This window comes from Maribacter sp. BPC-D8, from assembly GCF_035207705.1.
Classification (GTDB): Bacteria; Bacteroidota; Bacteroidia; order Flavobacteriales; family Flavobacteriaceae; genus Maribacter.
Genome location: NZ_CP128187.1, coordinates 4,711,257 through 4,736,647, shown reverse-complemented (window position 1 = coordinate 4,736,647; position 25,391 = coordinate 4,711,257). Strand labels below are relative to the sequence as shown.

At 34.3% G+C, this 25,391-nt stretch carries 21 protein-coding genes; 2 read left to right on the top strand and 19 right to left on the bottom strand.

The window, feature by feature from the left end; all coding sequences use genetic code 11:
* Positions 1–86 precede the first annotated feature (86 nt).
* Positions 87–332 (top strand): hypothetical protein, encoded by a 246-nt coding sequence (locus QSV08_RS20575; protein WP_324025556.1) that lies wholly within the window; start codon positions 87–89, stop codon positions 330–332.
* Positions 333–588: 256 nt separating this feature from the next.
* Here the strand turns inward: QSV08_RS20575 and rlmN are convergent, their stop codons facing one another.
* The 9 genes from rlmN to rsgA form a co-directional block, all read right to left on the bottom strand.
* Positions 589–1,632, bottom strand: a complete 1,044-nt coding sequence (rlmN, locus tag QSV08_RS20570; RefSeq protein WP_324025555.1) for a 23S rRNA (adenine(2503)-C(2))-methyltransferase RlmN — start codon at positions 1,630–1,632, stop codon at positions 589–591.
* 105 nt (positions 1,633–1,737) lie between these two features.
* Positions 1,738–2,787 carry a tRNA preQ1(34) S-adenosylmethionine ribosyltransferase-isomerase QueA gene (gene queA / locus QSV08_RS20565; protein ID WP_073247024.1) on the bottom strand — a complete coding sequence of 350 codons (1,050 nt, stop codon included), beginning with the start codon at positions 2,785–2,787 and terminating at the stop codon, positions 1,738–1,740.
* 79 nt (positions 2,788–2,866) lie between these two features.
* The gene (locus QSV08_RS20560; RefSeq protein ID WP_324025554.1) at positions 2,867–4,096 is read right to left on the bottom strand and encodes a 3-phosphoshikimate 1-carboxyvinyltransferase; all 1,230 of its coding nucleotides are present in this window, start codon (positions 4,094–4,096) and stop codon (positions 2,867–2,869) included.
* A 37-nt stretch (positions 4,097–4,133) separates the two neighbouring features.
* A complete protein-coding gene (locus QSV08_RS20555) occupies positions 4,134–4,460 on the bottom strand; it encodes a nucleotide pyrophosphohydrolase (protein ID WP_073247028.1) in 327 nt (108 codons plus the stop codon).
* 8 nt (positions 4,461–4,468) lie between these two features.
* Entirely contained in the window at positions 4,469–6,448 is a 1,980-nt protein-coding gene (locus tag QSV08_RS20550) for a DUF3857 domain-containing protein (protein ID WP_324025553.1), read from the bottom strand.
* A 90-nt stretch (positions 6,449–6,538) separates the two neighbouring features.
* Entirely contained in the window at positions 6,539–8,560 is a 2,022-nt protein-coding gene (locus tag QSV08_RS20545) for a transglutaminase domain-containing protein (protein WP_324025552.1), read from the bottom strand.
* A gap of 6 nt (positions 8,561–8,566) precedes the next feature.
* Complete coding sequence (locus QSV08_RS20540) at positions 8,567–10,459, bottom strand: DUF3857 and transglutaminase domain-containing protein (RefSeq protein WP_324025551.1); 1,893 nt, start codon at positions 10,457–10,459, stop codon at positions 8,567–8,569.
* Positions 10,460–10,538: 79 nt separating this feature from the next.
* Positions 10,539–10,991: a D-aminoacyl-tRNA deacylase gene (gene dtd / locus QSV08_RS20535; protein ID WP_324025550.1), complete on the bottom strand. Its 453-nt coding sequence runs from the start codon at positions 10,989–10,991 to the stop codon at positions 10,539–10,541.
* Positions 10,988–11,941, bottom strand: coding sequence for a ribosome small subunit-dependent GTPase A (gene rsgA / locus QSV08_RS20530; protein WP_324025549.1), 954 nt, complete (start codon positions 11,939–11,941; stop codon positions 10,988–10,990). Before rsgA ends, dtd begins: the two co-directional genes overlap by 4 nt.
* 107 nt (positions 11,942–12,048) lie before the next feature.
* Here rsgA and QSV08_RS20525 point away from each other — a divergent pair, with 107 nt between their 5' ends.
* Positions 12,049–12,861 (top strand): hypothetical protein, encoded by an 813-nt coding sequence (locus QSV08_RS20525; RefSeq protein WP_324025548.1) that lies wholly within the window; start codon positions 12,049–12,051, stop codon positions 12,859–12,861.
* 207 nt (positions 12,862–13,068) lie between these two features.
* Here the strand turns inward: QSV08_RS20525 and QSV08_RS20520 are convergent, their stop codons facing one another.
* The 10 genes from QSV08_RS20520 to metF all read right to left on the bottom strand — a co-directional run bounded on the left by QSV08_RS20520 (position 13,069) and on the right by metF (position 25,255).
* Entirely contained in the window at positions 13,069–15,159 is a 2,091-nt protein-coding gene (locus tag QSV08_RS20520) for a DUF5723 family protein (RefSeq protein WP_324025547.1), read from the bottom strand.
* A 154-nt stretch (positions 15,160–15,313) separates the two neighbouring features.
* A complete protein-coding gene (locus tag QSV08_RS20515; protein WP_299801018.1) occupies positions 15,314–16,396 on the bottom strand; it encodes a bifunctional 3-deoxy-7-phosphoheptulonate synthase/chorismate mutase type II in 1,083 nt (360 codons plus the stop codon).
* A gap of 6 nt (positions 16,397–16,402) precedes the next feature.
* Complete coding sequence (locus tag QSV08_RS20510) at positions 16,403–17,269, bottom strand: prephenate dehydrogenase (RefSeq protein ID WP_324025546.1); 867 nt, start codon at positions 17,267–17,269, stop codon at positions 16,403–16,405.
* Positions 17,270–17,301: 32 nt separating this feature from the next.
* A complete protein-coding gene (locus QSV08_RS20505) occupies positions 17,302–18,450 on the bottom strand; it encodes a pyridoxal phosphate-dependent aminotransferase (RefSeq protein WP_324025545.1) in 1,149 nt (382 codons plus the stop codon).
* Positions 18,447–19,274, bottom strand: a complete 828-nt coding sequence (locus QSV08_RS20500; RefSeq protein WP_324025544.1) for a prephenate dehydratase — start codon at positions 19,272–19,274, stop codon at positions 18,447–18,449. Before QSV08_RS20500 ends, QSV08_RS20505 begins: the two co-directional genes overlap by 4 nt.
* 345 nt (positions 19,275–19,619) lie before the next feature.
* Positions 19,620–20,939 (bottom strand): hypothetical protein, encoded by a 1,320-nt coding sequence (locus tag QSV08_RS20495; protein ID WP_324025543.1) that lies wholly within the window; start codon positions 20,937–20,939, stop codon positions 19,620–19,622.
* Positions 20,940–21,010: 71 nt separating this feature from the next.
* Positions 21,011–22,159 carry a serine hydrolase domain-containing protein gene (locus QSV08_RS20490; RefSeq protein WP_324025542.1) on the bottom strand — a complete coding sequence of 383 codons (1,149 nt, stop codon included), beginning with the start codon at positions 22,157–22,159 and terminating at the stop codon, positions 21,011–21,013.
* Entirely contained in the window at positions 22,156–22,971 is an 816-nt protein-coding gene (locus tag QSV08_RS20485) for a head GIN domain-containing protein (RefSeq protein ID WP_324025541.1), read from the bottom strand. The genes QSV08_RS20490 and QSV08_RS20485 overlap by 4 nt, the downstream gene beginning before the upstream one ends.
* 4 nt (positions 22,972–22,975) lie before the next feature.
* Positions 22,976–24,073 carry an acyloxyacyl hydrolase gene (locus QSV08_RS20480; RefSeq protein ID WP_324025540.1) on the bottom strand — a complete coding sequence of 366 codons (1,098 nt, stop codon included), beginning with the start codon at positions 24,071–24,073 and terminating at the stop codon, positions 22,976–22,978.
* Positions 24,074–24,301: 228 nt separating this feature from the next.
* Positions 24,302–25,255 carry a methylenetetrahydrofolate reductase [NAD(P)H] gene (gene metF, locus QSV08_RS20475; RefSeq protein ID WP_324025539.1) on the bottom strand — a complete coding sequence of 318 codons (954 nt, stop codon included), beginning with the start codon at positions 25,253–25,255 and terminating at the stop codon, positions 24,302–24,304.
* Positions 25,256–25,391: the final 136 nt, after the last annotated feature.

Genomic DNA, 25,391 nt, shown 5'->3' with positions numbered 1-25,391 from the left:
AAAGCAAGCAGTTAACAGTACTCGGCGCGGAGATAATGGTTTCTCGAGTAATTAGGAGCTAGGGGTTAGGGATTAGTTGTTGGTTGTTGGAAAAAATAAGTTCAAGTTCAAGTTCAAAAATCAAACTCAATCTCAAAATGGCTTTTGGCTTTTGGCTTTTGGCTTTTGGCTTTTGGCTTTTGGCTTTTGGCTTTTGGCTTTTGGCTTTTGGCTTTTGGCTTTTGGCTTTTGGCTTTTGGCTTTTGGCTTTTGGCTTTTGGCTTTTGGCTTTTGGCTTTTGGCTTTTGGCTTTTGGCTTTTGGCTTTTGGCTTTAACGCTTCGCGTTTTTTAGTATTAAGTAATAAGTATAAAGTACTAAGATATTACGTTAGCAATCGCTCTAGTAATTCGTTTTACTTAATACTATATTATCTCTTTTACAAACTAGTATTACTGATTTTGGATTTTGGACTTCGAACTTAATACTTTGTATTTCCTAAGTTTAGCTTAGCTAAATACTCAAAATCAAAAGAGTCTATTCTCTAAACTCTATTTTCTATATTCAAACTTTAGACTTCGTACTTAATACTTTGTACTTGATACTTCCCTTAAGATTTATTCGCCAACTGCCCACATGCGGCATCAATATCCTTTCCTCTAGAACGACGAACGGTTACTACTATATTATTCTTCTCTAATGTATTAACATAGCGATCTATGGCTGCGTTAGACGCTTGTTTGAACTCGCCATCATCAATAGGGTTATATTCTATTAAGTTTACTTTAGAGGGTGCAAAACGACAGAATTCTACCAAAGCATCTACATCTTTTTGAGCGTCGTTGATTCCGTCCCAAACTACATATTCGTAGGTAATTCTACTTCTTGTTTTCTCGTACCAATACACTAACGATTCTCTTAAATCACTTAAGGTAAACTTGGCATTAAACGGCATAATTGAAGTTCTGATTTCATCTATGGCGGAATGTAACGAAACAGCCAATTTGAATTTCACCTCATCATCTGCCATTTTCTTAATTAATTTAGGCACACCAGAAGTTGAAACTGTAATTCGCCTTGGAGACATCCCCAATCCGTCAGGAGAAGTAATCTTATCAATTGCCTTCAACACATTGTTATAGTTCATTAAAGGCTCTCCCATCCCCATAAAAACAATATTGCTCAATGGTCTTTCAAAATACAAGCGACTTTCATTGTCTATAGCTACAACTTGATCGTAAATCTCATCAGGATTCAGATTTCGCATACGTTTCAAACGAGACGTTGCACAGAACCTACAGTCTAAACTACAACCAACCTGACTAGATACACAGGCAGTTGTTCTTGACTTTGTCGGTATCAATACCGATTCTACAATTAAATCGTCATGCAAGCGAACGGCATTCTTAATTGTACCGTCACTACTACGCTGCATTAGATCTACCTTAATATGGTTGATTACAAAATTAGCTTCTAGCATTTCTCTAGTTTCTTTTGATAGATTTGTCATCACATCAAAAGAATACGCTGCTTTCTGCCATAACCATTCATACACCTGATTACCACGAAAAGCTTTGTCACCGTTAGAAACAAAGAATTCTCTAAGCTGCTCTCGCGTTAGTGCCCGAATATCTTTTTTCTTTATTTCTTCCATCTTTTTAAAGGTAGGTATTACTAGTGATAAAAATCCCGCTTTCTCAATATGTGATAAAGCGGGATTTTATTATTTTTTCCTTTTTAGAAAGGATGTATTTTGAACTTATATAATCAACATGGCATCACCATAAGAATAGAACTTATAGTTTTCCAGTATTGCTTCTTTATATGCTTTGTTCATTAAATCATGACCCATAAATGCAGATACCATCATCAATAATGTAGATTTTGGTAAATGGAAATTGGTAATCATAGCATTAGCGATACTAAAATCATATGGAGGGAAAATGAACTTATTCGTCCAACCTTCATACGTATTCAACATATGCTTAGATGAAACAGCACTTTCTAAACCTCTCATTGCTGTAGTACCTACTGCACAAATACGACGCTTTTCTCTCTTAGCATTATTCACAATATCGGTAGCTTTCTCATCAATAAATAACTCTTCGCTATCCATTTTATGCTTAGAAAGATCTTCAACTTCTACTGGGTTAAAAGTACCCAAACCAACATGTAAAGTTAATTCTGCAAAATCAACACCTTTAATTTCTAAACGCTTTAATAAGTGTTTAGAGAAGTGAAGACCAGCAGTAGGGGCAGCAACTGCACCTTCATGCTTCGCATAAATAGTCTGGTAACGACCTTCATCTTCTGGCTCAACATCTCTTTTAATATACTTAGGTAATGGCGTTTCACCTAGCTCTCTTAGTTTTCTTCTGAAATCTACGTAAGCACCATCATATAAAAAACGTAATGTTCTACCTCTAGAAGTAGTGTTATCAATAACCTCAGCTACCAACGTTTCATCATCACCAAAATATAGCTTGTTACCAATACGTATTTTACGTGCTGGATCTACAAGAACATCCCATAGACGTTGCTCTTCGTTCAACTCACGTAAAAGAAAAACCTCGATACGCGCACCTGTTTTTTCCTTGTTACCGTATAAACGAGCAGGAAAAACTTTAGTGTTATTAAGAACCATAACATCACCTTCATCAAAATAGTCGATCATGTCTTTGAACATCTTGTGCTCAATTTTTCCGGTCTCTCTATGGATAACCATTAATTTAGACTCATCTCTATTTTCAGATGGATGCTCCGCCAATAATTCGTCTGGAAGCTCAAAACTAAAATTTGATAATTTCATGTAGCTGTTATATTTATTGTAGCAAATTGCGGCTGCAAATATACAATCTGCAGATAGGCCTTGTCAAGTAAAACGCTAATTATAATTCTTTTATGCTGAAATCTAGTTGTTTTAGGTCGTTCCAAAAATCAGGATATGACTTAGAAACCACCTCGGCATCATTCACAAAAAGTGTAGTTTTCATAGCTAATGGTGCAAAAGCCATTGCCATTCTATGATCGTTATACGTATCTATAGCTACATCTGCGTTTATTTCTGACGTTGGTACTATAGTAAGTGTTTTATCTGTTACCGAAATATCTGCCCCTAATTTAGAAAGCTCTATATGTAAAGCCTCTAAACGATCTGTTTCTTTAATTTTTAGGGTATGCAGACCAACTAAATGACATCCAACACCTAACCCGAAACAAGTAACTGCAATAGTTTGTGCAATATCTGGTGCATTAGCTAAATCAAATTCATTGGTTGCCAATACTTTTTTATCCGTCTTTTTTAAAGTAATCTTATTTTCGCCAAAGGTAGTTTCCACTCCGAATGCAGTATAAATATCGGCAAGTACACTATCGCCTTGAAGGCTTTTCTTTTTATATGCGGATAAAGTAATTTCAGTACCTGGTGCTGCAAGTGCACAAATACCATAAAAGTAAGAAGCTGAACTCCAGTCAGACTCCACAACTAATGTTGTTGGTGCTACTTTTGCCTTAGGCGATACTTTAATCATATTACCTTCAAAAGAGGTTTCTACACCTATTTCTTCAAGTAATGCTAAAGTCATTTTAATATAAGGTACCGAAGTAATTTTACCTACCAGCTCTAATTCTAGTCCGTTTTCTAAACTTGGTGCTATTAATAACAGCGAAGAAATATACTGACTACTGACATTTGCAGGCAGACTAACTTTATCTTTTACTATACGTTGCCCTTTTATTTTTATAGGTGGATAACCTTCATCTTGTACATAAGAGATTTCAGCCCCTAATGTTCTTAAAGCTTCTACAAGAATTTTTATAGGTCTTTCTGTCATTCTTTTTGACCCAGTAAGAATTACATCTTTACCTTCTTGAGAAGAGAAGTAACCCGTTAAAAAACGCATTGCCGTACCAGCATGATGAATACCTACCGTACCCTCTGAAATTTTCAAACCTTTTGCCATTACCTGGGCATCATCAGAATTTGAAATATTTTCTATTTTAATATCTGGGTATAATGCCGCCAATAATAAACTACGGTTAGATTCACTTTTAGAACCTGTTATAGTTATAGTATCTTTTAATTGATGATTTGACGGACCGGTTAAGTGAAGTTTCAAAGCGTATGGTTTTAAAAATAGAACGCCAAATATACGTCTATTTCAACTTTTTATTATTGTGATGACGATCATGATCACGCTTTGTTTTTAAATCTAACTTTTTATCGAAAGCTTGTTGTAAATCGATACCTGTCTGGTTCGCTAAACATAATACTACGAACATAACATCTGCCAATTCTTCGCCTAGATCTTTGTTCTTGTCAGATTCTTTTTCGCTTTGCTCACCATAGCGTCTAGCAATAATTCTAGCAACCTCGCCTACTTCTTCTGTTAACTGCGCCATATTGGTAAGCTCGTTAAAATAACGAACGCCATGTTCTTTGATCCAATTATCTACTTCTAGTTGTGCGTTTTCGATGTTCATTTTCTAATTTATATTTTTTCAAAAACAATTAAAGATTGATTCTGACTTTTTACAGCTTCATTGAATAGCTGCTTTAATCCTGTGTAATAACCATTGCTATAATGGGCAGAGTTCAAATCAAAAGTAAAAAATAAATTAAGGGCACCACTACTATTATCCGATACATTTAATTTTAATTCACCACCATTATCTGGCATACTAAAATTTTTATTTTCAGGTATCGACTTAACCTGATATCCTTCCGGTATTTTAATATTGAGAATGTATTGGTACTTCATAGGATAACCAAAATCAACCGGATAATTTCTATCAGATGCTACGAAAGGATTTTTATCAAAGAATTTTATCACGAACGGATTCAAGTAAATATTATCGCCCTGAAATAAGTTTTCAATTTCAAAATTGAATCTTTCGGTAATTTTCTTTTCGTTAGAGTATTTTAATATCTTTTCGTGAGAAGTAATATGGAAATCATCTGAAATCTCTTCCTCTAATTTTTCAATATAACTTTCTTCGTTAGTAGTATGTAAAAACTCATCTTGTTTAACTTTCTTATAGCCTGAATTAATTACATCAAATACTCCTTCCAATTTTTTTTCATTTGTATCGATAGTCATTTGAGCACGCAACATAATTGAGTTCGTTTTCTCGGCTACAATATCGTACCAATAACTTTCAGCATCAAAATCCATAACTCGACCGTAATAGTTCAAACACCGAAATGGCAACATACCAAAAGGCATATATTTATCTGTAGCATCTAATAAATACGACTCGCCATCAATATCAACTTTTGCAACTATATAATTAAAATCATTCATAACCGGATGCGTCTTCTTTGGCAACCCTCTTTTGCGTGTAGCCATAACCATCATGTTCGCTTTTATATCAGCTGCATTCAACAGGTTTATTAAAGCTATATTTATTTCGGCTACATTTCCTTTTCTCTCATCAAAAGCCGTTTTCACCTTGTTATCTTGCCAAATACTAAATTTTTCATTCCAAGTAAAATGACCTTGTACAAACTCATAAATATTCTTTGCACGAGTTAAATCATCGCCTTCTGTTAGTAATGCTTCATCTACCTTTTTTTCGAAAAAATTCTTCTTTCTAAGCTGACTTCCGATATCTTTATCGGTTTTAAATTCCTTATCGACATCGTCCCATGATTTGGTATACTTTTCAGTACTACCATAGAAACTTTTATATTCAGACAGTTCAAATTCTATTTTAGACCTGTAGTTATTGGAAGAAAGCATATATTCTTCAGAATCTTCAAACGCAGGTATATCTTTCATTACATATCTTAAAGACTCGCAGTCACTATCATCTTTCGTACCAGGAAAACTAAAACAACCTTTTACAATATCTGCCTCGTTAACATCTAGGCTTAAATCACCTTTAAGGCTCCTATTATACAACCAATTACCTGGTATTTTGGCATTGAATTCAGAATACAACTTGGGAATCGCTGACTGAAACTCCCACCCCGTAAAATTGAAGTAAAAGGGAGACTGCATCTCATATTCATATTCAATAATCGATCCTTCTTTTACATTAGGAAAAGTGAATTTTGTTTGTGACCATTTATCATTAACATCTTCCTCGAAAAAATCACTTTTCTTTACCCAACTTTTAGTTTCACCGTTATGCGTGAGCGCCTTTAATTTGACTATTTTCTCTTTGCTCTTCTTAGTGTGATAAAATGGGATTTCAATATTTGAATATTCAAAACCCTCTTTTTCTAAAATTTTAATTTTCGCATGATATTTCGTTATCAGGTAGATATAATTATCTCTAATTTCAAAATAATTATCTCCGTATTCATAAAGATATATTGCTGTTGCATCTACATCTTTATCGTATGATGTTAAAGTACTTTCTGATTGTGAGATAACACCAAATTCAGCTTTGTCCTGAGCTAGAATAGTGTTAGTACAAAATATTGAAGTAGTTATAAGAAGTACTAAATGGATAATTTTATGCATTTGAGTTGATTGGTTTATTTTTCTAATAAGAAATGAGTTGTTGAACAATTAAGATTATTTTTTCTTTATGCTCTTAATAGTAGTTGCATTCTATATTTTAGTCAATACTACTTTTTCTGTTTGTTTCAAAACCATTTGACCGTAAAACTCTTTTAAAGATTCATAATATAAGGCAGGTATTAGCGCCTCTTGAATCTTTGTTGTACTTATAACTTGTAATATATTACCATTTTGCTTTATAGCGAAATTGAACACTCCCATTTTATCAGGTAAACCTATTGTTATTTTCTCTGGCATAGATTCTATTTTATAACCATCAGGCAGCGTATAAGTAACACTCGCTTTACTTGAAAATGGATAGCTAAAATCGACGGGGTACTCTCTTGATTCTAGTTTAAAAGGATTTTCATTTAAAGTCAAAAACATTAGAGGATTGAAATATAATTTATCTCCAATAATTTCAATTTGGGTATCGTTATTAAACGACATAGAATATTCTAAAGGCTCATCTGGAGCTTTACTATTTTTAAGCTCAAAATCATCTATCTCTATATTTTCGAATAATGAAGAAGAGTTGTTTGAAATTTCTTCTTCGGTCTTATCATAATTATCTATTCTATAATCGAATGCTAAATGATTACTTAAACGAGTTTTCATTTCACCTTCTACAGTACCATCTTCAACTATGTTTACTTGCATGAAAACAAACTTATTTGAAATAGTCTTTGCGGCTAAAGAAACATCTTTTGAAGACCCATCTTCTCTAACTAAGCGACCTTGCCAATTCATTGCACGCACAGGCAATTCATTTACGACCAACATTTTTTCCGTAGCATCTAATAAAATAAAACCCTCTCCATTTTCTACAGCGGCAATAACATAGTTAAAACCACTGGTAGTTGGAAAAATGGGAATGCCATTAGACTTTGTACTGACTAAAACAGGATTAGCCTTTATACCTGCATAACGCAACATTGAGATAAGCAATAAATTTATATCAGCAACATTCCCTTTCTTCTCCTCATATGCCTTCTTCACACCATTGCTGCATCCAACGCCATAATAATCATTCCAGGTCATTCTATTCTGGACATATTTATAAATTTCTGAGGTTAGTTGATTTGAACCTTTGCTTTCTTTTATAAGAACATCTAAGTCATTTCTAAAAAATCTATTCTTATTAACTTCTTCTCCAAAATTATCATACTTATAAATAGTACTCGCAACATCTTCCCAAGATTTACTATATATTTTAAAACCTACATTTGGAAATTTCGTAGACTCTAACTCAAAAACAATAGCGCTTCTGTAATTCTCAATATTATTAGTGTAATTCACCTCTTTTAATGCAGGAATGTTCTTTGCTTTAATTTCATAATGTTTTTCGAAAAATTCAAGCTCAGCCAATTGATTTGTAGATTTTGACCCCACAGACCCAAAACTATCGTCTCTTTTTGTTTTGTAGTTATAATTGATTTTTCGATTTTTTTGAGACTCCTTTAAGGAAATAGGATAAAAACCCTTTGTAAATCTTTTAAAATTAAAATACTCAGGCACCTCTACGCTCAGTTCCACACAATCCAATGGAATACCATACTGTAGTGTAAAATCGTCCATATAACCCACCATATCTGATGCTATATCATATTTAATTTCAATAACACTGCCCACTTTGACATTTGGCATAGTAATAGAAACATGATTGCGATATTTACTAACATTTTCTAAAAATGAGCCTTCCTTTTTTAGCTTGTCTTCTTCGATTTTTCCATTAACAAGATTATAAGTATACCCTTTAATATTATAAATCTTTTGTTCTCCAGAATTAGAAGTATAAAGAGATACAACTCTTGTAGCCCAGTCCAAACCAGATTTACTATATATTTTAATTCTCAAATGGACTTCTCTTATTGTTCCAAAACCTTTACCTGAGGAATAATCATATGACATTCTTTCTTTTTTATAAAGAATGGCAGCTTCAGCTTCACTATTAGTTGAATGTTGTTTTTGAGCAACTTCTTCTATAGACACCTTACCAAATTTGATTTCACTTTTTTGTGCGTTCGTTGAAAATGTTATAAATGCTAGGATGATTGTTAAGTGTAATTTCATGAATTATTATTTTTTAATAAATACAATTTTAGAGGCATCAACTTGTGAAATGGTTTTTCTAAAATCCCTATAATCGTTATACATTGTACTTGGGAAGTTCCCTGATTTCATTAATAACCGCCTTTTATAATGTAATTTTGATTCTGTTAGCTGCTCTACACTAACTTCAAATTCTCCAAAATCATTAGTAATAGCCGTAGGCATTAAGTTAGCCTCCACCTTATATCCTTTAGGAATTTCTATTATAAAATTATCCTCATCTAAATACCCTCTTTTAATAACAACTTCACGTTTTCTATTGTTATCTCTTTTTGGCACATAGGCATTTCTATTTAACATATTTGGAGCAAATAGAATGCGGTCTCCTGCTTTTGATAAATAGCCCGATGTTCTAAAATTTACTTTTTCAGTAGTTACAATACTATCCTTATCATTAATAAGCTCATGACTTTGAATATGAATGGCGTTAACATAATCCCAGTAATGCTTATAATACTTTTCTATATCCTCTTCACTATCATTTGCCAATCCATATTTTTGATTGTACTGTATACCTGTGCTCTTTATTTCTACTTGTGCTGTAATTTCAGATTCCCCTACATGTATTTCAGCATTTGTAATTTGCCTACTTTGTTCTGGCAGGTATTCCCTAGATTTTACAATTTCACCTCCATTTGACCCAACTTTTAGTACATATCTATTATCTGTAAATGTTCCAAGAAAATTTGATGGTACTACTTGATTGGTGCACTCTAACCAAATTTCTTCGTCTTCTAAGGACACATTTAAAAAAGCATGATTTCCTTGCAGAGATGGAAAATCAAAATCTAAACTCCGCATATTTGAACCAGCCGAAACAATGGTATAATAAGATTCTATACCTATCGCTTTTAATAAAACCATTGTATAATTGGTTAAACCTTTGCAATCGCCATATTTGACCCTATCTACTTCATTGGCACTAATTGGCTCCCAACCGCCAATACCCATTTGCACACTGATATATCTGGTATTATCTTGAACAAATTGATATACTATTTTTACTTTTTCTTTTGGGTCGTCTATACCTTCTACTAAATTTTTTACTTTTTGAATTGTTGAAGGACTAATTTCTCCCCTTTCCTTTAGCAGCGAATTGTAGATCCAACTGCCGAATTCTTTCCATGTAGTTGCATGACCGTCTACTCCTTTTAAATGAAAATCTTCTAAAGCAATTTGAACGTTCGGTGCAAAATCTCTAAACTCTGGGTCAAAATCTTCAGATTCAAGAGCTTTTAAATTAACTGCAGTATACTTTACCCCAGCTTCATTCTCTCTTCGTTTTACTTCAAAAGATGTAAGGTTATTATCCTTATACCTATATTTTATTTGTATTGGTATATTTAGGTTGAATTCACTTTTTTCAACACTTAGTCTATACCCATCCATAAAATACCAACGTGGCATAAATGCAGTATCTGAAGTGGTATATTTTTTAGTTAAAACCACTGTGTAAGGAAATTTTATGGGAGTATATCTTAGAAATTTTACTCGAGAGTCAGAATAAAGAGTTCCTTCGCCTGTAGCAGTTTGATCAATAAAATCTTTTTCCTTAAACTTTTCTATCTCCTTACCATTAGCATCAAGTATTACTGCCTCTAGGTTTTTAAGAGAAGTTTCTTTATCATAAAATGCCGTAGCATTTATATGTTTTGATCCGCTTTCATTTAAGACCGTCACCACTCTTTGAGATGTAACTTCCATATTATCAGAAGATTTCACCAAAACAGTGCTTTCATCTAAACGAACAACTGCATCTGAATTCTTTAAAAGGGAGGGGTCTATTTTTGAAAAATTATAATCTTGAGCAAGCACAGTATGGGTTACTGTGAATAATAGTAATATCAATAATAAGCGCATATGGTTTGGTCAACTGGTTTTTATCTTAACGACAAAAACGGTAGATTTCTTACAAAATATGCAGAAAATTTATTGAATCCTAAGTTTTATCCTTCGTATCTATTAATATAGTAACCGGTCCGTCATTCAACAATTCGACCTTCATATCTGCACCGAATATACCTGTACCTACTTTCTTATTCATCTTTGTTTCTAAAGTTGAAATGAACGCTTCGTAAAGCGGAATGGCTACTTCTGGTCTTGCCGCTTTTATGTATGAGGGGCGATTGCCTTTTTTAGTACTGGCATGAAGCGTAAATTGACTAACTACAATTGCATCGCCTTTTGTAGCTAAAAGTGACATATTCATTACTCCGTCGTCGTCATTAAAAATACGAAGGTTGACTATTTTGTTCGTAAGCCAATCGATATCGTCTTGGGCATCTTCATTTTCAATGCCGATAAGTATTAAAACACCTTGCTCAATGGCGCTTATCTTTTTTCCATCAACCGTTACACTAGCTTTGGAAACTCGCTGTATTACTGCTCTCATTTTTTCTCGTCATGTATATCTACCCTGTAATGCTCATCTTCGCCTTTTATCATCTGTAAGTAACTATTATACCTACTCCATGCAATATCGCCTGTTTCTAAAGCATCTTTTACAGCACATTTTGGCTCGTCTACATGAATACAATTATTAAACTTACAGTGCTGTTTTAGCTTAAAGAACTCTGGAAAATAGTTACCTATTTCCTCTTTTTCCATATCTACGATTCCGAATCCTTTTATACCGGGTGTATCTATTATTCGTGCGTTAAAACTTAAATCGTACATTTCGGCAAACGTAGTCGTATGTTGACCTTGCGCATGCTGCTGAGAAATTTGTTTTGTCTTAATATCTAAATTAGGCTCTATAGCATTAACCAAAGTTGACTTACCTACACCAGAATGACCAGAAAACATAGAGGTCTTACCTAACATCATTTCTTTGACCTTATCTACATTCTTACCTGTTGCTGCCGAAATACCTAAGCAGGTATAACCTATATTACGATATAATGCCGCCAAGAATTTGATTTCATCTAACTCTTCTGGTGAGTACGTGTCTATTTTATTAAAAAGTAACACTGCAGGAATTTCGTAAGCTTCTGCCGTAATTAAAAAACGATCTATAAAAACTGGATAGGTCGGCGGGTTATTCAACGTTACCAATAAAAACACCTGATCCAAATTAGCCGCTATAATATGGGTCTGCTTAGATAAGTTAACAGATTTACGTATAATGTAATTTTTACGTTTTTCAATTTCATTAATAATACCAAAGGTATCATCGCCAGTAGTCTCAGTTTCAAAACGCACATAGTCACCAACCGCAACCGGATTCGTACTTTTTATCCCCTTTATTCTAAACTTTCCTTTTATTCTACATTCATAGAAATCACCATTTTCTGCCTTAACAGTGTACCAACTTCCCGTAGATTTGTAAACAATTCCTACCATTTGTCCAAAATACCTTCCTTTTATACAAAGTAACTGCTTTAAATATAAAAATTAACATAAATTTGAAATTAGAACTATAACATTAAATAATAACCAAATACAAGAAAATGAAATTCATTAAAAAATCATTACTGATGTTAACATTATCAGTATTTACTTTTGGGGCTGCCCAAGAAACTATCACTAACGAATCTGTAGTTCAAATGGTCGAACTTGGTTTTGACGATTATATGATTATCGATAAAATAAATACTTCTGATGTAAAGTTCGACGCATCTATTACAGCTCTTGGGCAAATGAAAAATGCAGGTGTTTCTTCTGAAGTATTGTCTTTAATTATGGACAAGTCTAAGCAAAACACCATGTCTAAAACTGGTATTTATTTTACAGATGCTAGTGGTGAAGACAAATTGGTTCAACCAAGTGTATTCTCTGGTTCTAATTCTAACCAAGTTGCACAGAAATTGGTTTCTGGTTTAATCAACTCTAAGAAGAAAGCACAACTTCCAAAAACACAATCTAACAACGTTATTCACCAGAGTCAGCCTGAATTCACTTTCATCTTTGATCCTAGTGTTACTCAAGTTGATAACATGCAGAACAACCAAGGTGGCGATACAGGTATCTTTAACTGGTGGTTTAGAATGGCGAGTAACCCTAACGAATTCGTTTTGGTAAAACTTACCGTAAAAGAGAAAAAGAATCTTAGAGAAGTTATTACAGGAAAAAGCAGCTGGATTACAAGCAGTACTGGTATTGACCCTAAATACGCACTTAACTTTGCTATTGAGGAAATTGAAGGTCACAAATTCAAAGTGACTCCTGATACTTTAGAGCCAGGTGAGTATTGCTTCATCTACCAAGGTCAAGTACCTCAAGGTAGAGAGAACCAATCGGTTTTTGATTTTTCTGTTCAATAGAACATAACTCATATTATATATAAAGACCCAATGCTTTTAGCATTGGGTCTTTTTTTTGCCTACTGGTTTTCTAGTGGCTTTTTAAGGATTTAACTTCGTTTTACTTGGAGTTAATAATTTACATTCCTAAAACCTTAAATATACTTTCTGAATAACGTATATAAAAAAAGCCCGGTATTACCGGGCTTTTTTTATATACTCGTAAAACTATTGTGCTAAGTTAATCTCAACACGTCTGTTTTTCTGTCTTCCGTCTTTATACATGTTCGTAGCAATAGGTTTGCTTTCTCCATAACCTACAGATGTTAATCTAGCTGAAGAAATACCTCCGTCTACTAAGAATTGTAAAACAGCTTTCGCTCTTTTCTCTGATAATTTTTGATTAGTAGCTTCAGAACCTACACTATCAGTATGACCTTCTATGGTAAAATTAGCATTTGGGTATTCATTCAAAATACTAATAATATCAACTAACACAGGCGTAGATTCATCTTTTAAAGTCGATTTACCTGTCGTAAATAAAATTGTTTTTGCATACTCGTTCAATGACTTTTGAACCTCAGCAGTAACTACCGGCTCTGGACAACCTTTATTTGCCACAGTTCCCATTTCATTCGGACATTCATCATCTTTATCCAAAACAGAATCACCATCAGAATCTGCCCAAGGGCAACCGTTATTCTCTACTGGTCCTGCTTCATCAATACATTGATCTTCATTGTCCATTATGGTATCACCATCGGTATCTACCCATGGGCATCCGTTATTTTCTACTGGCCCTGCTTCCTCTGGACATTTATCCTCATTATCTAAAACAGTATCTCCGTCGGTATCTCCCCAAGGGCAACCATTATTTTCTATTGGTCCTGCTTCTTTAGGGCAACCATCTTCTTTATTTGGTATACCATCACCGTCAGAATCTTTAGGCTGACCATAATAAACAGGTACTTTTAAACCTGCATATATATCTGCACCTTGAATTTCATTTTTTGTGAATGTAGATATCAGTGACCCTGAACCAATATATAATGGTCCGGCACGTAAACCTGCACCTACTTGCAAGCCACTATATTGGTAACTGCTTACCGGTAAATAGAAACTAAACCACTTGCTTTCAAAACGAGGCGTCAAAGAAAATACATTTGCAGTTCTAAGGTTATTTTCACCCGTAGAACGCATAGATAGATCAGTATTGAAATTTAAATAGAAATGATTCTTAATATTCCAATCTGCATTAAAATGAAGTGCAGTCGGCAAACCAGCTTTCATATCTTCTGTAGCTTGTGTAAACGTATAAAGGTTCTGTAAATCATCAGAATCTTCAATATTATCATAATCATCTTGGGTAATGGTATTGTTGATATTGTAAGTATCCATTAAACTCCCCTTATAATTTACCGACCCAACATCTGTAAGTGACAAGCCAAATTTAAGCTTATACTTATTTTTGTCTTTCATTACTGTTTTCTCACCGTCAGCACCTGCTACCTCATAATCTTTATAGTCTGGTCTCCACTCATAAACGAAACCCAAATCGAATCCGAATCCGTTTGCATCTGGCACTTCATAGTCATAGTTATCATCATCATAATCATCTGCACGACCATAAATTAAATCGCCAGTAGATTCTAAGGTTCCAATTGTTGAACTGTCTGGTAACGTAGCACCATCTGCATCATAATCGATAGTTACATTTCTACCAGATACGTATGCGTTACCAAATCCTTTTAAATATTTTAACGAAAGACCACCTTTTAAAAAGTGCTCTTCTTTATTCATTAATTCTTGAGCATACGTAATACCTACTTCTGCCCAGCCATGCCCAGCCGCAAAGAAATCTCCTTCGTTTACTATAAAATCTTGACTTTCATCAATACTGTCATCTAGGTCATCAATACTTTCACCGTTAAATTCATTACCAGTAACAAAACTTCGTGCCCTGGTAAATACCGCTATCGATGATGTTCTACCTACGTTGAACATAAATGACGGACCTAATACATCTACATTGCCCGAAAAATTGTTGTTATCTGAAAGCGATAATATGGCGTCATCATCATACTCAAAATCACTAGAAATTAAATCTGAATACCCTACACCAACATAGTCATTGGCAAGAAAACCACTTATACCTACTAAATTGATATCTGTTTTAAAACGGGAATCTGCAATATTCGCTGGATTAGAAATTACCCCGTTTACCCCACTGTAATTGTCGGTTAAATAGCCAATATAAGATTGTGCTTTTACTGATAGTGAAGCAACGAACATAATGGCAAATAATACTACTTTCTTCATACTCTAGGTTTGGTTAAATTGGTTCTATACATGCCTAACGACACACAATTAAGGATATTGTAAAAACGTAATACTTTTCTTACTATTTAAAAATTAGACATAAAAAAACATCCGCATAATACGGATGTTTTATTTTTATAACGTTAAGCTAATCTTAAGCGTTTACTATCTTCTCTTGGTGATTGATAGACTCTTGGTGAATAGCTTTGAACATACGAAGAACAAACTCTTCACTTAGTCCTTTACTTTCCCCTTCTAAAATCATTGCACCTAGAATTTGATTCCATCTGTTAGACTGAAGAACCGCAACGTTTTTTTGCTTTTTAAGTGCTCCAATACCGTCAGATACTTTCATTCTTTTACCTAATGTCTCTATTATTTGATTGTCAATAACATCAATTTGAGCTCTTAGGTTACTTAATTCTGAATTGTATTCTGCTTCTGGATCACTTTCTTTTCTAATTTTAAGATCTCTCATGATTTGAATCAATTTCTCTGGTGTAACCTGCTGTGCAGCATCACTCCATGCGTTATCTGGATCATGGTGAGTTTCAATCATCAGTCCGTCAAAATTCAAATCTAAAGCCGTTTGCGATACATCAAAAATCATATCACGCTTACCTGTAATATGCGATGGATCGTTGATCAATGGTAAATCTGGAAATTTGTTTTTAAAGTCAATCGCCATTTGCCACTCTGGTATATTTCTATACTTTGTTTTCTCATACGTTGAGAACCCTCTGTGTATTGCGCCTAATTTCTTTATACCTGCAGTATGCAATCTTTCGATACCACCTAACCATAAAGCTAAATCTGGATTTACCGGATTCTTCACCAATACAATCTTATCGGTACCTTTTAAGGCATCAGCCAATTCTTGCATGATAAACGGACTAACAGTTGATCTTGCTCCGATCCATAATAAATCAATATCATGTTCTAATGCTAACTCAACATGCGCACGGTTTGCAACCTCTGTTGCAGTTTTCATACCTGTTTCAGCCTTTACCTTTTGAAGCCATTTAAGACCTAAAGCGCCTACACCTTCAAAATTTCCTGGGCGAGTACGAGGTTTCCAAATACCTGCTCTGTAATAATTTACATCGGTATCTTTTAGAGAACGTGCTATACCTAACACTTGTTCCTCTGTTTCCGCACTACATGGCCCTGCTATTACTAGTGGATGGTCTAGGTGTAAATCATCCAACCATGTTCTCATTTGTTTTGAATTTTCCATTTTTACTTATTCTATTTCTTGTTTAACGGTATTTCTTTTTAATATTCCTTTAATCTTATTCGTATTGTTCATTTCATTATAAATGCCCTCGTAATCATCTTTCTGTAACATTTCTTTAAATGCCATAAGATTTTGAATGTACTCTTCTAATGTCTCGACTACATTCTCTTTATTCTGTCTAAAAATTGGTGTCCACATGGCTGGCGAACTCTTTGCCAAACGTACGGTACTTCTAAACCCACTACCCGCCATATCAAAAATATCGCGCTCGTTCTTCTCTTTCTCTATTACTGTCTTACCCAACATAAATGCACTTATGTGCGATAAATGAGAAACATAAGCAATGTGCTTATCATGAGCCACAGGGTTCATATATCGTATTCTCATACCAATTGCTTGAAAAACTTTCAAAGCGATTTCTTGAAGCTTAAATGCAGTTAACTCTACCTCGCAAATAATATTCGTTTTGTCTTTGAACAAATTAGTTATCGCTGCTGACGGACCAGAAAACTCTGTTCCTGCAATTGGGTGACAAGCTAAAAAGTTTCTTCTCTTCGGATGATTCTCTAAAACCTTGCAGATTAAAGATTTGGTCGATCCTACATCAAAAACTACACAGTCTTCATGAACAGCATCTAATATTACCGGAAGCTCTGTAACCATAACATCAACAGGTATACTAACAATGACCATGTCTGCTAATTGTAAGTCTTGATAGGTTGCCGTCTTATCGATTATACCCAAAGACAATGCCTCAGCTAAATTTGCTTCATTAGATTCTATGCCATAAACAGTAACATTGTCGACTGCCGACTTTATGTCTTTCGCTAAAGAACCTCCTATTAAACCGATACCTATTACAAATACATTCATTATTAAAGCTGCGCTTTAGTTGTTACTTTTTATTAATTAAATCTTTTAATTGCTTCTTTTATTTTGTCTTTTGTTATACAAAGCGAAAAGCGAATATAGCCTTCACCATTACTACCAAATATAGTACCTGGGGTAATGAACAAATCTTTTGTATATAATACATTATCTATAAATTCTTCTGATGACACACTGCCTTCTGGTAATTTTGCCCATACAAACAAGCCAACGGCATTTCTATCATATGTACACCCAAGCGTGTCTGCCAATTCAAAGATCAACTCTCTACGTTCACTATATACGGCATTCAAGTTCTCGAACCATTCATCGGTACTTTCTAATGCTGCTATGGCTCCTTTTTGAATTCCGTAGAACATACCAGAGTCCATATTGCTCTTTACCTTTAAAATAGCATTAATATGCTCTTCGCTACCTAATACAAAACCTACGCGCCAACCGGCCATGTTAAAGGTTTTGCTCAAAGAATTCAACTCTAAACACACCTCTTTTGCATTCGGTATACTCAAAATACTCGCCGGTTCGTTATTTAAAACAAAACTGTACGGATTGTCGTTTACTAACAGAATATCATGCTGCTTTGCAAAGTCGACTATTTTCACAAACTGCTCTTTAGTTGCCGAAGCACCTGTTGGCATATGTGGGTAACTCAACCACATGATCTTTACCTTAGATAAATCTTGTTTTGCCAATGCTTCTAAATCTGGAAACCAGCCATTTTCTTCAGTCAAGTCATAGTATGTAGGCACTGCGCCCACCAAATTAGTAACTGAAGTGTATGTTGGGTATCCCGGATTAGGAATTAAAACCTCATCGCCTTCATTCAAAAAAGAAAGGCTAATATGCATTATACCTTCTTTTGAGCCCATTAATGGTAAAATCTCAGACTCAGGATCGGCATCAACATTAAACCTCTTCTTGTAAAAATTAGCAATTGCACCTCTTAACTGAGGTAACCCTTGATAACTTTGATATTGATGCGCACCGCTTTCTAATACCGCGCTCTGTATTGCATTCAATACTTCTTGAGACGGAGTTAGATCCGGACTACCAATACCCATATTTATGATTGGTTTACCTTGCGCCATTAAGCCGCGTACCTCTCTCAGCTTTTTTGAGAAGTAGTATTCCTGTATGGTATTTAACCTGTCGGCAGTACGTATCATTGTCTTACATTTTTATATTCACCCAAAACTTTAAAGTCTTCTGCCATGATGTTCAATAGACTTTTAGCCTTAGTAAAATCTGCATAATCAGTAAAAGTAACATCCACAAAAAATGCATATTTCCATGGTGTTTCAATTACTGGTAACGACTGTATTTTTGTCAAATTCAATCTACAATCGCTCATAACATTAAGCACAGCTGCTAAACTCCCCCTTTTATGGTCGGTTATGAACCTTAGTGAAGCCTTTGTAATATCAGCCTCTGGCAACACATTGTTTTTTGTCTTTACAATGATAAAACGAGTAGCGTTATTTTGTATCGTCTGTATGTCGTTCGCTACGATGTCCAAACCATATAATTCTGCTGCAACATTTGGTGCAATAGCCGCTACATGCTTTAACTTTTGCTCTTGTATGCGCTTTGCTGTCTCGGCAGTATCTACATCTTCTACCAGTTTTATATGCGGATATTGTCTAAAATATTCTTTACACTGCAACAATGCCATTGGGTGAGAACTGACCTCTGTTATATCTTCAATTTTCTGCCCCTTCAACATCATTAAATTATGATGGATATTTAAGTAATACTCACCTATAATATTCAAGTTATTATGATTCACCAATGCGTAATTCGGTATTATCGAACCCGCAATGCTATTCTCGATAGCCATAACCCCTTGATCCGCTTCATTAGACAATAACTTGTCAACCAAAGCATCGAAAGAAAGACATTCTACCAACTCGATATCATCACCAAAATAATCTTTTGCTACCTGATGATGGTTACTTCCTTTAATTCCCTGTATGGCTATTTTTAAACTCATAATTCACATTTCAACTTACTGCAAAACCCTTCGACTACGCTTAGAGTAATTTTAATTTTTGAACAAAAAAAAAGTTCCGATATATATCGGAACTTAGATTCTATTTTATATTTAAAATATACTACAACAGTCCCGCACCTCTCTTAAAAAAGAAGTAAAAATAAAAACCGTTCCAGAAATATTGTTTTGTCATTGTGCTTGTAAACTTTGGCTAATGTAGTAATTATATTTAAAAATGGTTGTTTTCCTTTTTATTTTTTTAAAAAAATCAATTTCTATCTCAAAAAGCGAAGGTTTTGTGTTAAAAATTGAATCAAACAATAATTTGACCAACAAAACTACTTTTTACTTTGAACCTGTATTGGGCTGGTAATAAAAGGGAATAGTCCACGTAAACTCTTTTACATCGCCTAGCTTTTTTGTTACCACTAAAGTATTCTCACCTTTCTGCAAGAACTCTTTATCTATAAAACCTACAATACCAAATTGCTCAGATACGGCATGATCTTTTTTGAGAAAATCAATATTGACAACTTTACCATTTAACTTAATACTATGGTATTTATCATAGCAGTCTAGATGATATTTACGACTATTCGCCCTATTTTCATCACTACTTAAACTTTCGTCATCATTAAATTCACCGCAACTATTTTTTTGATAATTACGTTCATGATGAAACACTGGAATAAATAATTTAACGGTATTATCTTCAATAATATCTGATTGTATTTGAGGAGTCAACAAAAACGATTCATCAGAATTTTGATCACTGTAATAACTTAAATACATAAGACTAACATCATGATCTTTTGGGAATACTAAATGAAAAATATTCGTGTCAGTAATTTTAACAAAAGTTAAAAACATACCTGATGCAAAAAACATTAATACAAGATAAACTAATGATTTTTTCTTTTTGAAATTAGACCCAAATACCATAGTCACCTGAAGTAAATTACGATATAAAGGACCGTAAGTAATCATTGACACCAATCTAACAACTTTGAACATCCATGTTTGAACACCAACATTGTTTTTGAACTTTTTCAAATTTCCTACAATACCAAAAATCGTTTGAAATACAACAAGGCCAAAGATTAGAAAAAGAGGTATTAAAAGTATAGAACTTGGTACATAATCTAATAATAAATTATATATCAACATGTAAATACTTAAAAACAAAGACATATATGAATAGATTAAAAGAATAGTGAATGCCACAGAAAAAATCACACTGCATAATTCATCTACTTTCTGTATAGTATCTTCTTGCTTTGGCAGTATAGCCAAAATCTTCTCTGTATAAATTTTAGAATATGCACTATCCTCAATACTATAATCTGGAAAAACTGAATTCAAGCCTACCAAACCAATCCAATAAGCTCGCAAAATAAAATGAATAACAAACATGGACACTAGAACACTAATAGCCAACAACCCTATAATAGTTATTATGTAACCATAAATATGCTGTTCAATAGGCAATAAGTCTATTAATTTATTAGTAACCCACTCTATAAAACCAAATAACTGAAACGTACCAAAAATGGCAATTGCAGAGACTAGCAATTCTGCTTCCCAACTTTCTTCTTTAAGTTGTTGAAGCCATTTTATGTTCTTTTTATTTTCTACAACCGGGGTGCTTTCTGTTGGTAAGCTCATTCTGTATTATAATCTCAATGGTTAGCGAGACTAATATACCCTTTCTTTAAAACTTATAAAACATTAAATCATTAAGAATCAACCTCGTCAAAAAAGCCATTGATTACAGCATCTAATTCCGTCTGTATTTTAGGGTCGGTACAGTTTACTAAAATTGAAAAAACAAGTTGCTCTTTAGGGTAGACAAAGAAATTAGCATAACCTCCTACTCCGTTACCAACATGTCCAAAGAACTTTCTGCCTTTTGCATCTTCACTAACTTGCCAACCTAATCCGTAGTAGGTAGAATTTCCACTAACTTGCTGAGCAGTTAAAAATTGATTCAAAAGGGTTTGTTCGATATCAACTTTCTTATCTAAAAATGCTTGTCCAAATTTTGCTATATCCTCGGAAGTAGATAAGTAACCGCCACCTGCTAATTTGTAAAAATTATCGACAAGTATCGCCTTTCTAAATCCTGATATACCCTTTGTATAAAATGTAGCAATCTGGTTTTGTACTTCAGATGTAGAAATATCATTTACCTCAGGACCATCAAGTTTTTGATTACTGTTCTGTGAGCCGGACTCGTAATGACATTCGGGACAATAGGTATTCAACATTCCTAAAGGATTTAGGACTTTCTCTTGTACATATTCTTCAAACGGAATTCCGCTTGCTTCTTGCATTGCCGCAGAAATCATTACCCAATCAAAACTAGTATATAAATACTCTGTACCCGGTTCATAAACCAAAGGGTCATTTTTAAATATATCTAAACCTTCTTTTATAGACAAAGGTTCATTCAATCCGTATTCCTTGCCCTTATACACTCTAATACCTGCTGTGTGACTAGCTAATTGACGAATGGTAAAATCCCATTCTTTCTTGGGGTAATCTGGCAAATATGTGTAGAAAGATTCATCTAAATCTATAAGACCATCTTGCACCATATAAGCCAATGCTGTCGCAGCGATAGGTTTCGAAACACTAGCTACTCTGCAAATAGATTTTCTTGGATCAATGAATTGTTTTTGTTCCAAATCGGCATAACCGTATCCTTTTTGAAAGATAGTTTTCCCATCTTTTAAAACGGTAATTGCAATACCGGGAGCTTTATCGTGTTTAATTAATTCTTGAAGTAAATAATCTGCTTTTACCAATCCAATTAACTGACTGTCATCTGCCAGAACGCGTTTAGCAGCAAATACGTTTTTTAGATATTTGAGTATCGGGTTCATTCTACAAAGATCAAACGACCGTTATACAATTCTTCAACGGCAACTGTGGGTGGTCGGTTATAACTTTGCAAGTCTCCCGTACCTCTCAAAATTCCGGTTAAACTCTCTTGCGGATTCACCAATAAATCATTCGAACCTCTATGCTTCACATTTACACGTTGAGTTATCAAATCTTGAGTTTCTACTCTAGAGTCACCTGCAGCGATACTAATATTGAAACTTTCTGCGCTACCTTTTAACTTGAAATAAGAAATTCCGTTACTTGTAATGCTTAAACTGGTAACATCTAATTCTAAATTAAATTCACCATCTGTGGTTTCTGCCTCTGGATCTGTAAAACTTTCCGATAGCAGGCTTAAACTCTCAAAAGTCAGCACTCCATCACTTTGAATAGGAAAACCGGTACTACTACGAATACTGGTTAAATTAGGAGTGGTTACATAAACTACTGTGGTTCCATAATCGCGTACATAATTACATTCATTGGTATCGGTAAGTAATAATCTACCGTCTACAACAACAGCAGCTACTTCATTGCGCAGATTTTCTCCTGTTTCGATTTCTACCTTTTGTGTATCTCCTTGTTTAATGACCAAGGCTACATTTTCAAAAGCTGTTATGGAAGTGAATTCCGCAACCAAAACCTCTTCTCTTATGATATCACCTGTTTCTTGAAAACAATCTGAAGCATTTTCCGAATCGCAAGAAATAAACGATAGTAACAAGACGAGAATGGCGGACATGGCAAAAAGCTTTCTACCAATACCTCTTCCTTTAAAGTCTATTTTCTGATTTCTATTTTCTAACATCATATTTCTACAATCTTATTCCTATTCCGAATTCTACAGCCTCTGCTTTTGCACCGTGAGATTTTAAGGTAACAGCACCATATATTTTATCTCCAAAATAACGCTTCAGCCCCACACGTAAATAAGTTCGCCCCTCAAAATCAAAAGGATAATACACATAATATCCGAACTGCGAAACTACCGACGTTCGATTTATGAACAACTCATGCCCAGCAAAAACACCCACTCTTTTATAATCGTCATCTGCAGCGACTCCGTTTTCTGGAAAAGCAATACTTTGATATCTAATCAACTCTTTTAAAAAATTCGAAAAATACGCATCTACCCCAAATTGTAATGCACTTTTTCGACCTACTCTTTTATCAGCATAGGCAGAAAGTACAACAAAACCATACTGACCAGAATCAATGACATCACTCTCATTTACACCTGTTCTTAAAGCAAAATTGTAACGCAACGGCTCAGTCACTTTTTCTTTTTCGCGATGTATATATTCTATTTCTTTACCTCCATCTAAATCATAGACAACACCTGCATTAAAAGCCAATGTATTGGTTGAGGTATTGGGTGCTCTAAAGTTGGCATTTGAATAATGTATTATAGAAACACCTGCCTTAAACCCTAAGCCTTTTATAATATTTTCTTTGTGGTAATTGAACATTAAATACGTAGAACTCAACACATCAGAACCGTAGGCATTATTTCTAAAATTAGTTTCCTTGTCATACGGATTCGTTGCATAAGAGACACCCTGTCCAACACGAAGCTGTACATTTCTCTTAAAAAGATAGAAGTTATAATGAGCGTACAATCCGTAATTATCACCTAGTGTGCTATTATTCGAATTCTGATAAATGAAAGAATACCCGAAATCAGGATAGTTATATAACTCTTCCCATTCTTCAGAACCATAGGTTTTTCGATTATAACTCAAAATCACGCCCGCAGGATGCGATGTAATCAAATGCGATATATCTGGATTATGCAAAATTATAGACCCGTAGAACTGACTAGCATCAAGTGTATACTTTCTTTGCTCACCAGATTCTTGTGCGAAACAACAACTTACTGAAATCAGTAAAATGGATAAAAACTTAAAATTCATTGGGGGCAAAAATAGTTATAAGTACGAAGTACCATGTACAAAGTACAAAGTTCTTTCTTACAAATTATGTAATTACAGAAGTAACAATGTCACTTCGAGTGAATTTATGAGGTACGAATAAATTTTTATCGAGATGCTCTCATGTTCCAAAGGTTCTCGATACATTTTTACATCTCCGACACTCTACGATATAAAAACACTCGAACTGACAATCTAGCTACCCAAAGACTAAAAAAGTGCTTCTGCTATCGCCTTAATATTATCAGATTTCCCCATAGAATAGTAGTGTAACACAGGCACACCAGCAGCTTTCAACTCTTTAGATTGTTGAATTGCCCATTCAATACCTACTTTACGTACATCTTTATTTGTAGCACAACCGTCAACTGCTTCAATTAACTCTTGTGGCATATCAATTCTAAATACCTGTGGCAATAATTGCATATGCCTTTTCACTGCAATTGGCTTGATACCCGGAATAATTGGTACCGTAATTCCAATACTTTTTGCAGCTTCTACAAACTCAAAATACTTTTTATTATCGAAAAACATTTGCGTTACTACATAATCTGCGCCCGCATCTACTTTTTCTTTCAATCGTTTTAAATCTGATTGTAATGAAGGTGATTCTAAGTGTTTTTCTGGGTAACCAGCGACGCCAATACAGAATTCACTGCAGTGTTCGCTTTCTATGGTTTCATGCAAATACTTCCCACAATTCAAATTTTGAATCTGTCTTACCAAGTCAATCGCAAAAGGATGTCCGCCATCGGTAGCTTCAAAATATTTCTGTTCGCTACGGGCATCACCACGTAAAGCCATCACATTTTGTATGCCCAAATAGTGGCAATCAACCAACATGTATTCTGTTTCTTCTTTAGTGAATCCGCCACAAATTACATGCGGCACCGTATCAACATCATACTTATGTTGAATAGAAGCACAAATACCTACCGTACCAGGTCTCATACGTGTAGTTTTTCTGTCTAACAGACCTTCTTTTTTTACATAAATCGTCTCTTCACGCGATGTAGTCACATCAATAAACGGAGGTTTAAATTCCATTAACGGGTCAATATTACTATATAACTCTTGAATATTCTTACCCTTTACTGGTGGTACTATTTCAAATGAAAAAAGTGTCTTTCCTTTTGCGTTGGTGATATGGTCTGTTACTTTCATATATTCTACTATTACCCTTTTTGAGAGCAAACCTCAATGAGGCATTATTACTTATATTTCAATTATTTGGGCGTTCAAGCGGGCTTTCAGCTGTATTTTTTCTATTCAATTTTCATACTTGAATTCAAAACTTCAG

Coding starts and splice junctions, on each gene's coding strand:
- rlmN (WP_324025555.1), bottom strand. CDS start 1,632: ATGGAAGAAATAAAGAAAAAAGATATTCGGGCACTAACGCGAGAGCAG.
- queA (WP_073247024.1), bottom strand. CDS start 2,787: ATGAAATTATCAAATTTTAGTTTTGAGCTTCCAGACGAATTATTGGCG.
- QSV08_RS20555 (WP_073247028.1), bottom strand. CDS start 4,460: ATGAACATCGAAAACGCACAACTAGAAGTAGATAATTGGATCAAAGAA.
- QSV08_RS20550 (WP_324025553.1), bottom strand. CDS start 6,448: ATGCATAAAATTATCCATTTAGTACTTCTTATAACTACTTCAATATTT.
- QSV08_RS20545 (WP_324025552.1), bottom strand. CDS start 8,560: ATGAAATTACACTTAACAATCATCCTAGCATTTATAACATTTTCAACG.
- QSV08_RS20540 (WP_324025551.1), bottom strand. CDS start 10,459: ATGCGCTTATTATTGATATTACTATTATTCACAGTAACCCATACTGTG.
- dtd (WP_324025550.1), bottom strand. CDS start 10,991: ATGAGAGCAGTAATACAGCGAGTTTCCAAAGCTAGTGTAACGGTTGAT.
- rsgA (WP_324025549.1), bottom strand. CDS start 11,941: ATGGTAGGAATTGTTTACAAATCTACGGGAAGTTGGTACACTGTTAAG.
- QSV08_RS20525 (WP_324025548.1), top strand. CDS start 12,049: ATGAAATTCATTAAAAAATCATTACTGATGTTAACATTATCAGTATTT.
- QSV08_RS20520 (WP_324025547.1), bottom strand. CDS start 15,159: ATGAAGAAAGTAGTATTATTTGCCATTATGTTCGTTGCTTCACTATCA.
- QSV08_RS20515 (WP_299801018.1), bottom strand. CDS start 16,396: ATGGAAAATTCAAAACAAATGAGAACATGGTTGGATGATTTACACCTA.
- QSV08_RS20510 (WP_324025546.1), bottom strand. CDS start 17,269: ATGAATGTATTTGTAATAGGTATCGGTTTAATAGGAGGTTCTTTAGCG.
- QSV08_RS20505 (WP_324025545.1), bottom strand. CDS start 18,450: ATGATACGTACTGCCGACAGGTTAAATACCATACAGGAATACTACTTC.
- QSV08_RS20500 (WP_324025544.1), bottom strand. CDS start 19,274: ATGAGTTTAAAAATAGCCATACAGGGAATTAAAGGAAGTAACCATCAT.
- QSV08_RS20495 (WP_324025543.1), bottom strand. CDS start 20,939: ATGAGCTTACCAACAGAAAGCACCCCGGTTGTAGAAAATAAAAAGAAC.
- QSV08_RS20490 (WP_324025542.1), bottom strand. CDS start 22,159: ATGAACCCGATACTCAAATATCTAAAAAACGTATTTGCTGCTAAACGC.
- QSV08_RS20485 (WP_324025541.1), bottom strand. CDS start 22,971: ATGATGTTAGAAAATAGAAATCAGAAAATAGACTTTAAAGGAAGAGGT.
- QSV08_RS20480 (WP_324025540.1), bottom strand. CDS start 24,073: ATGAATTTTAAGTTTTTATCCATTTTACTGATTTCAGTAAGTTGTTGT.
- metF (WP_324025539.1), bottom strand. CDS start 25,255: ATGAAAGTAACAGACCATATCACCAACGCAAAAGGAAAGACACTTTTT.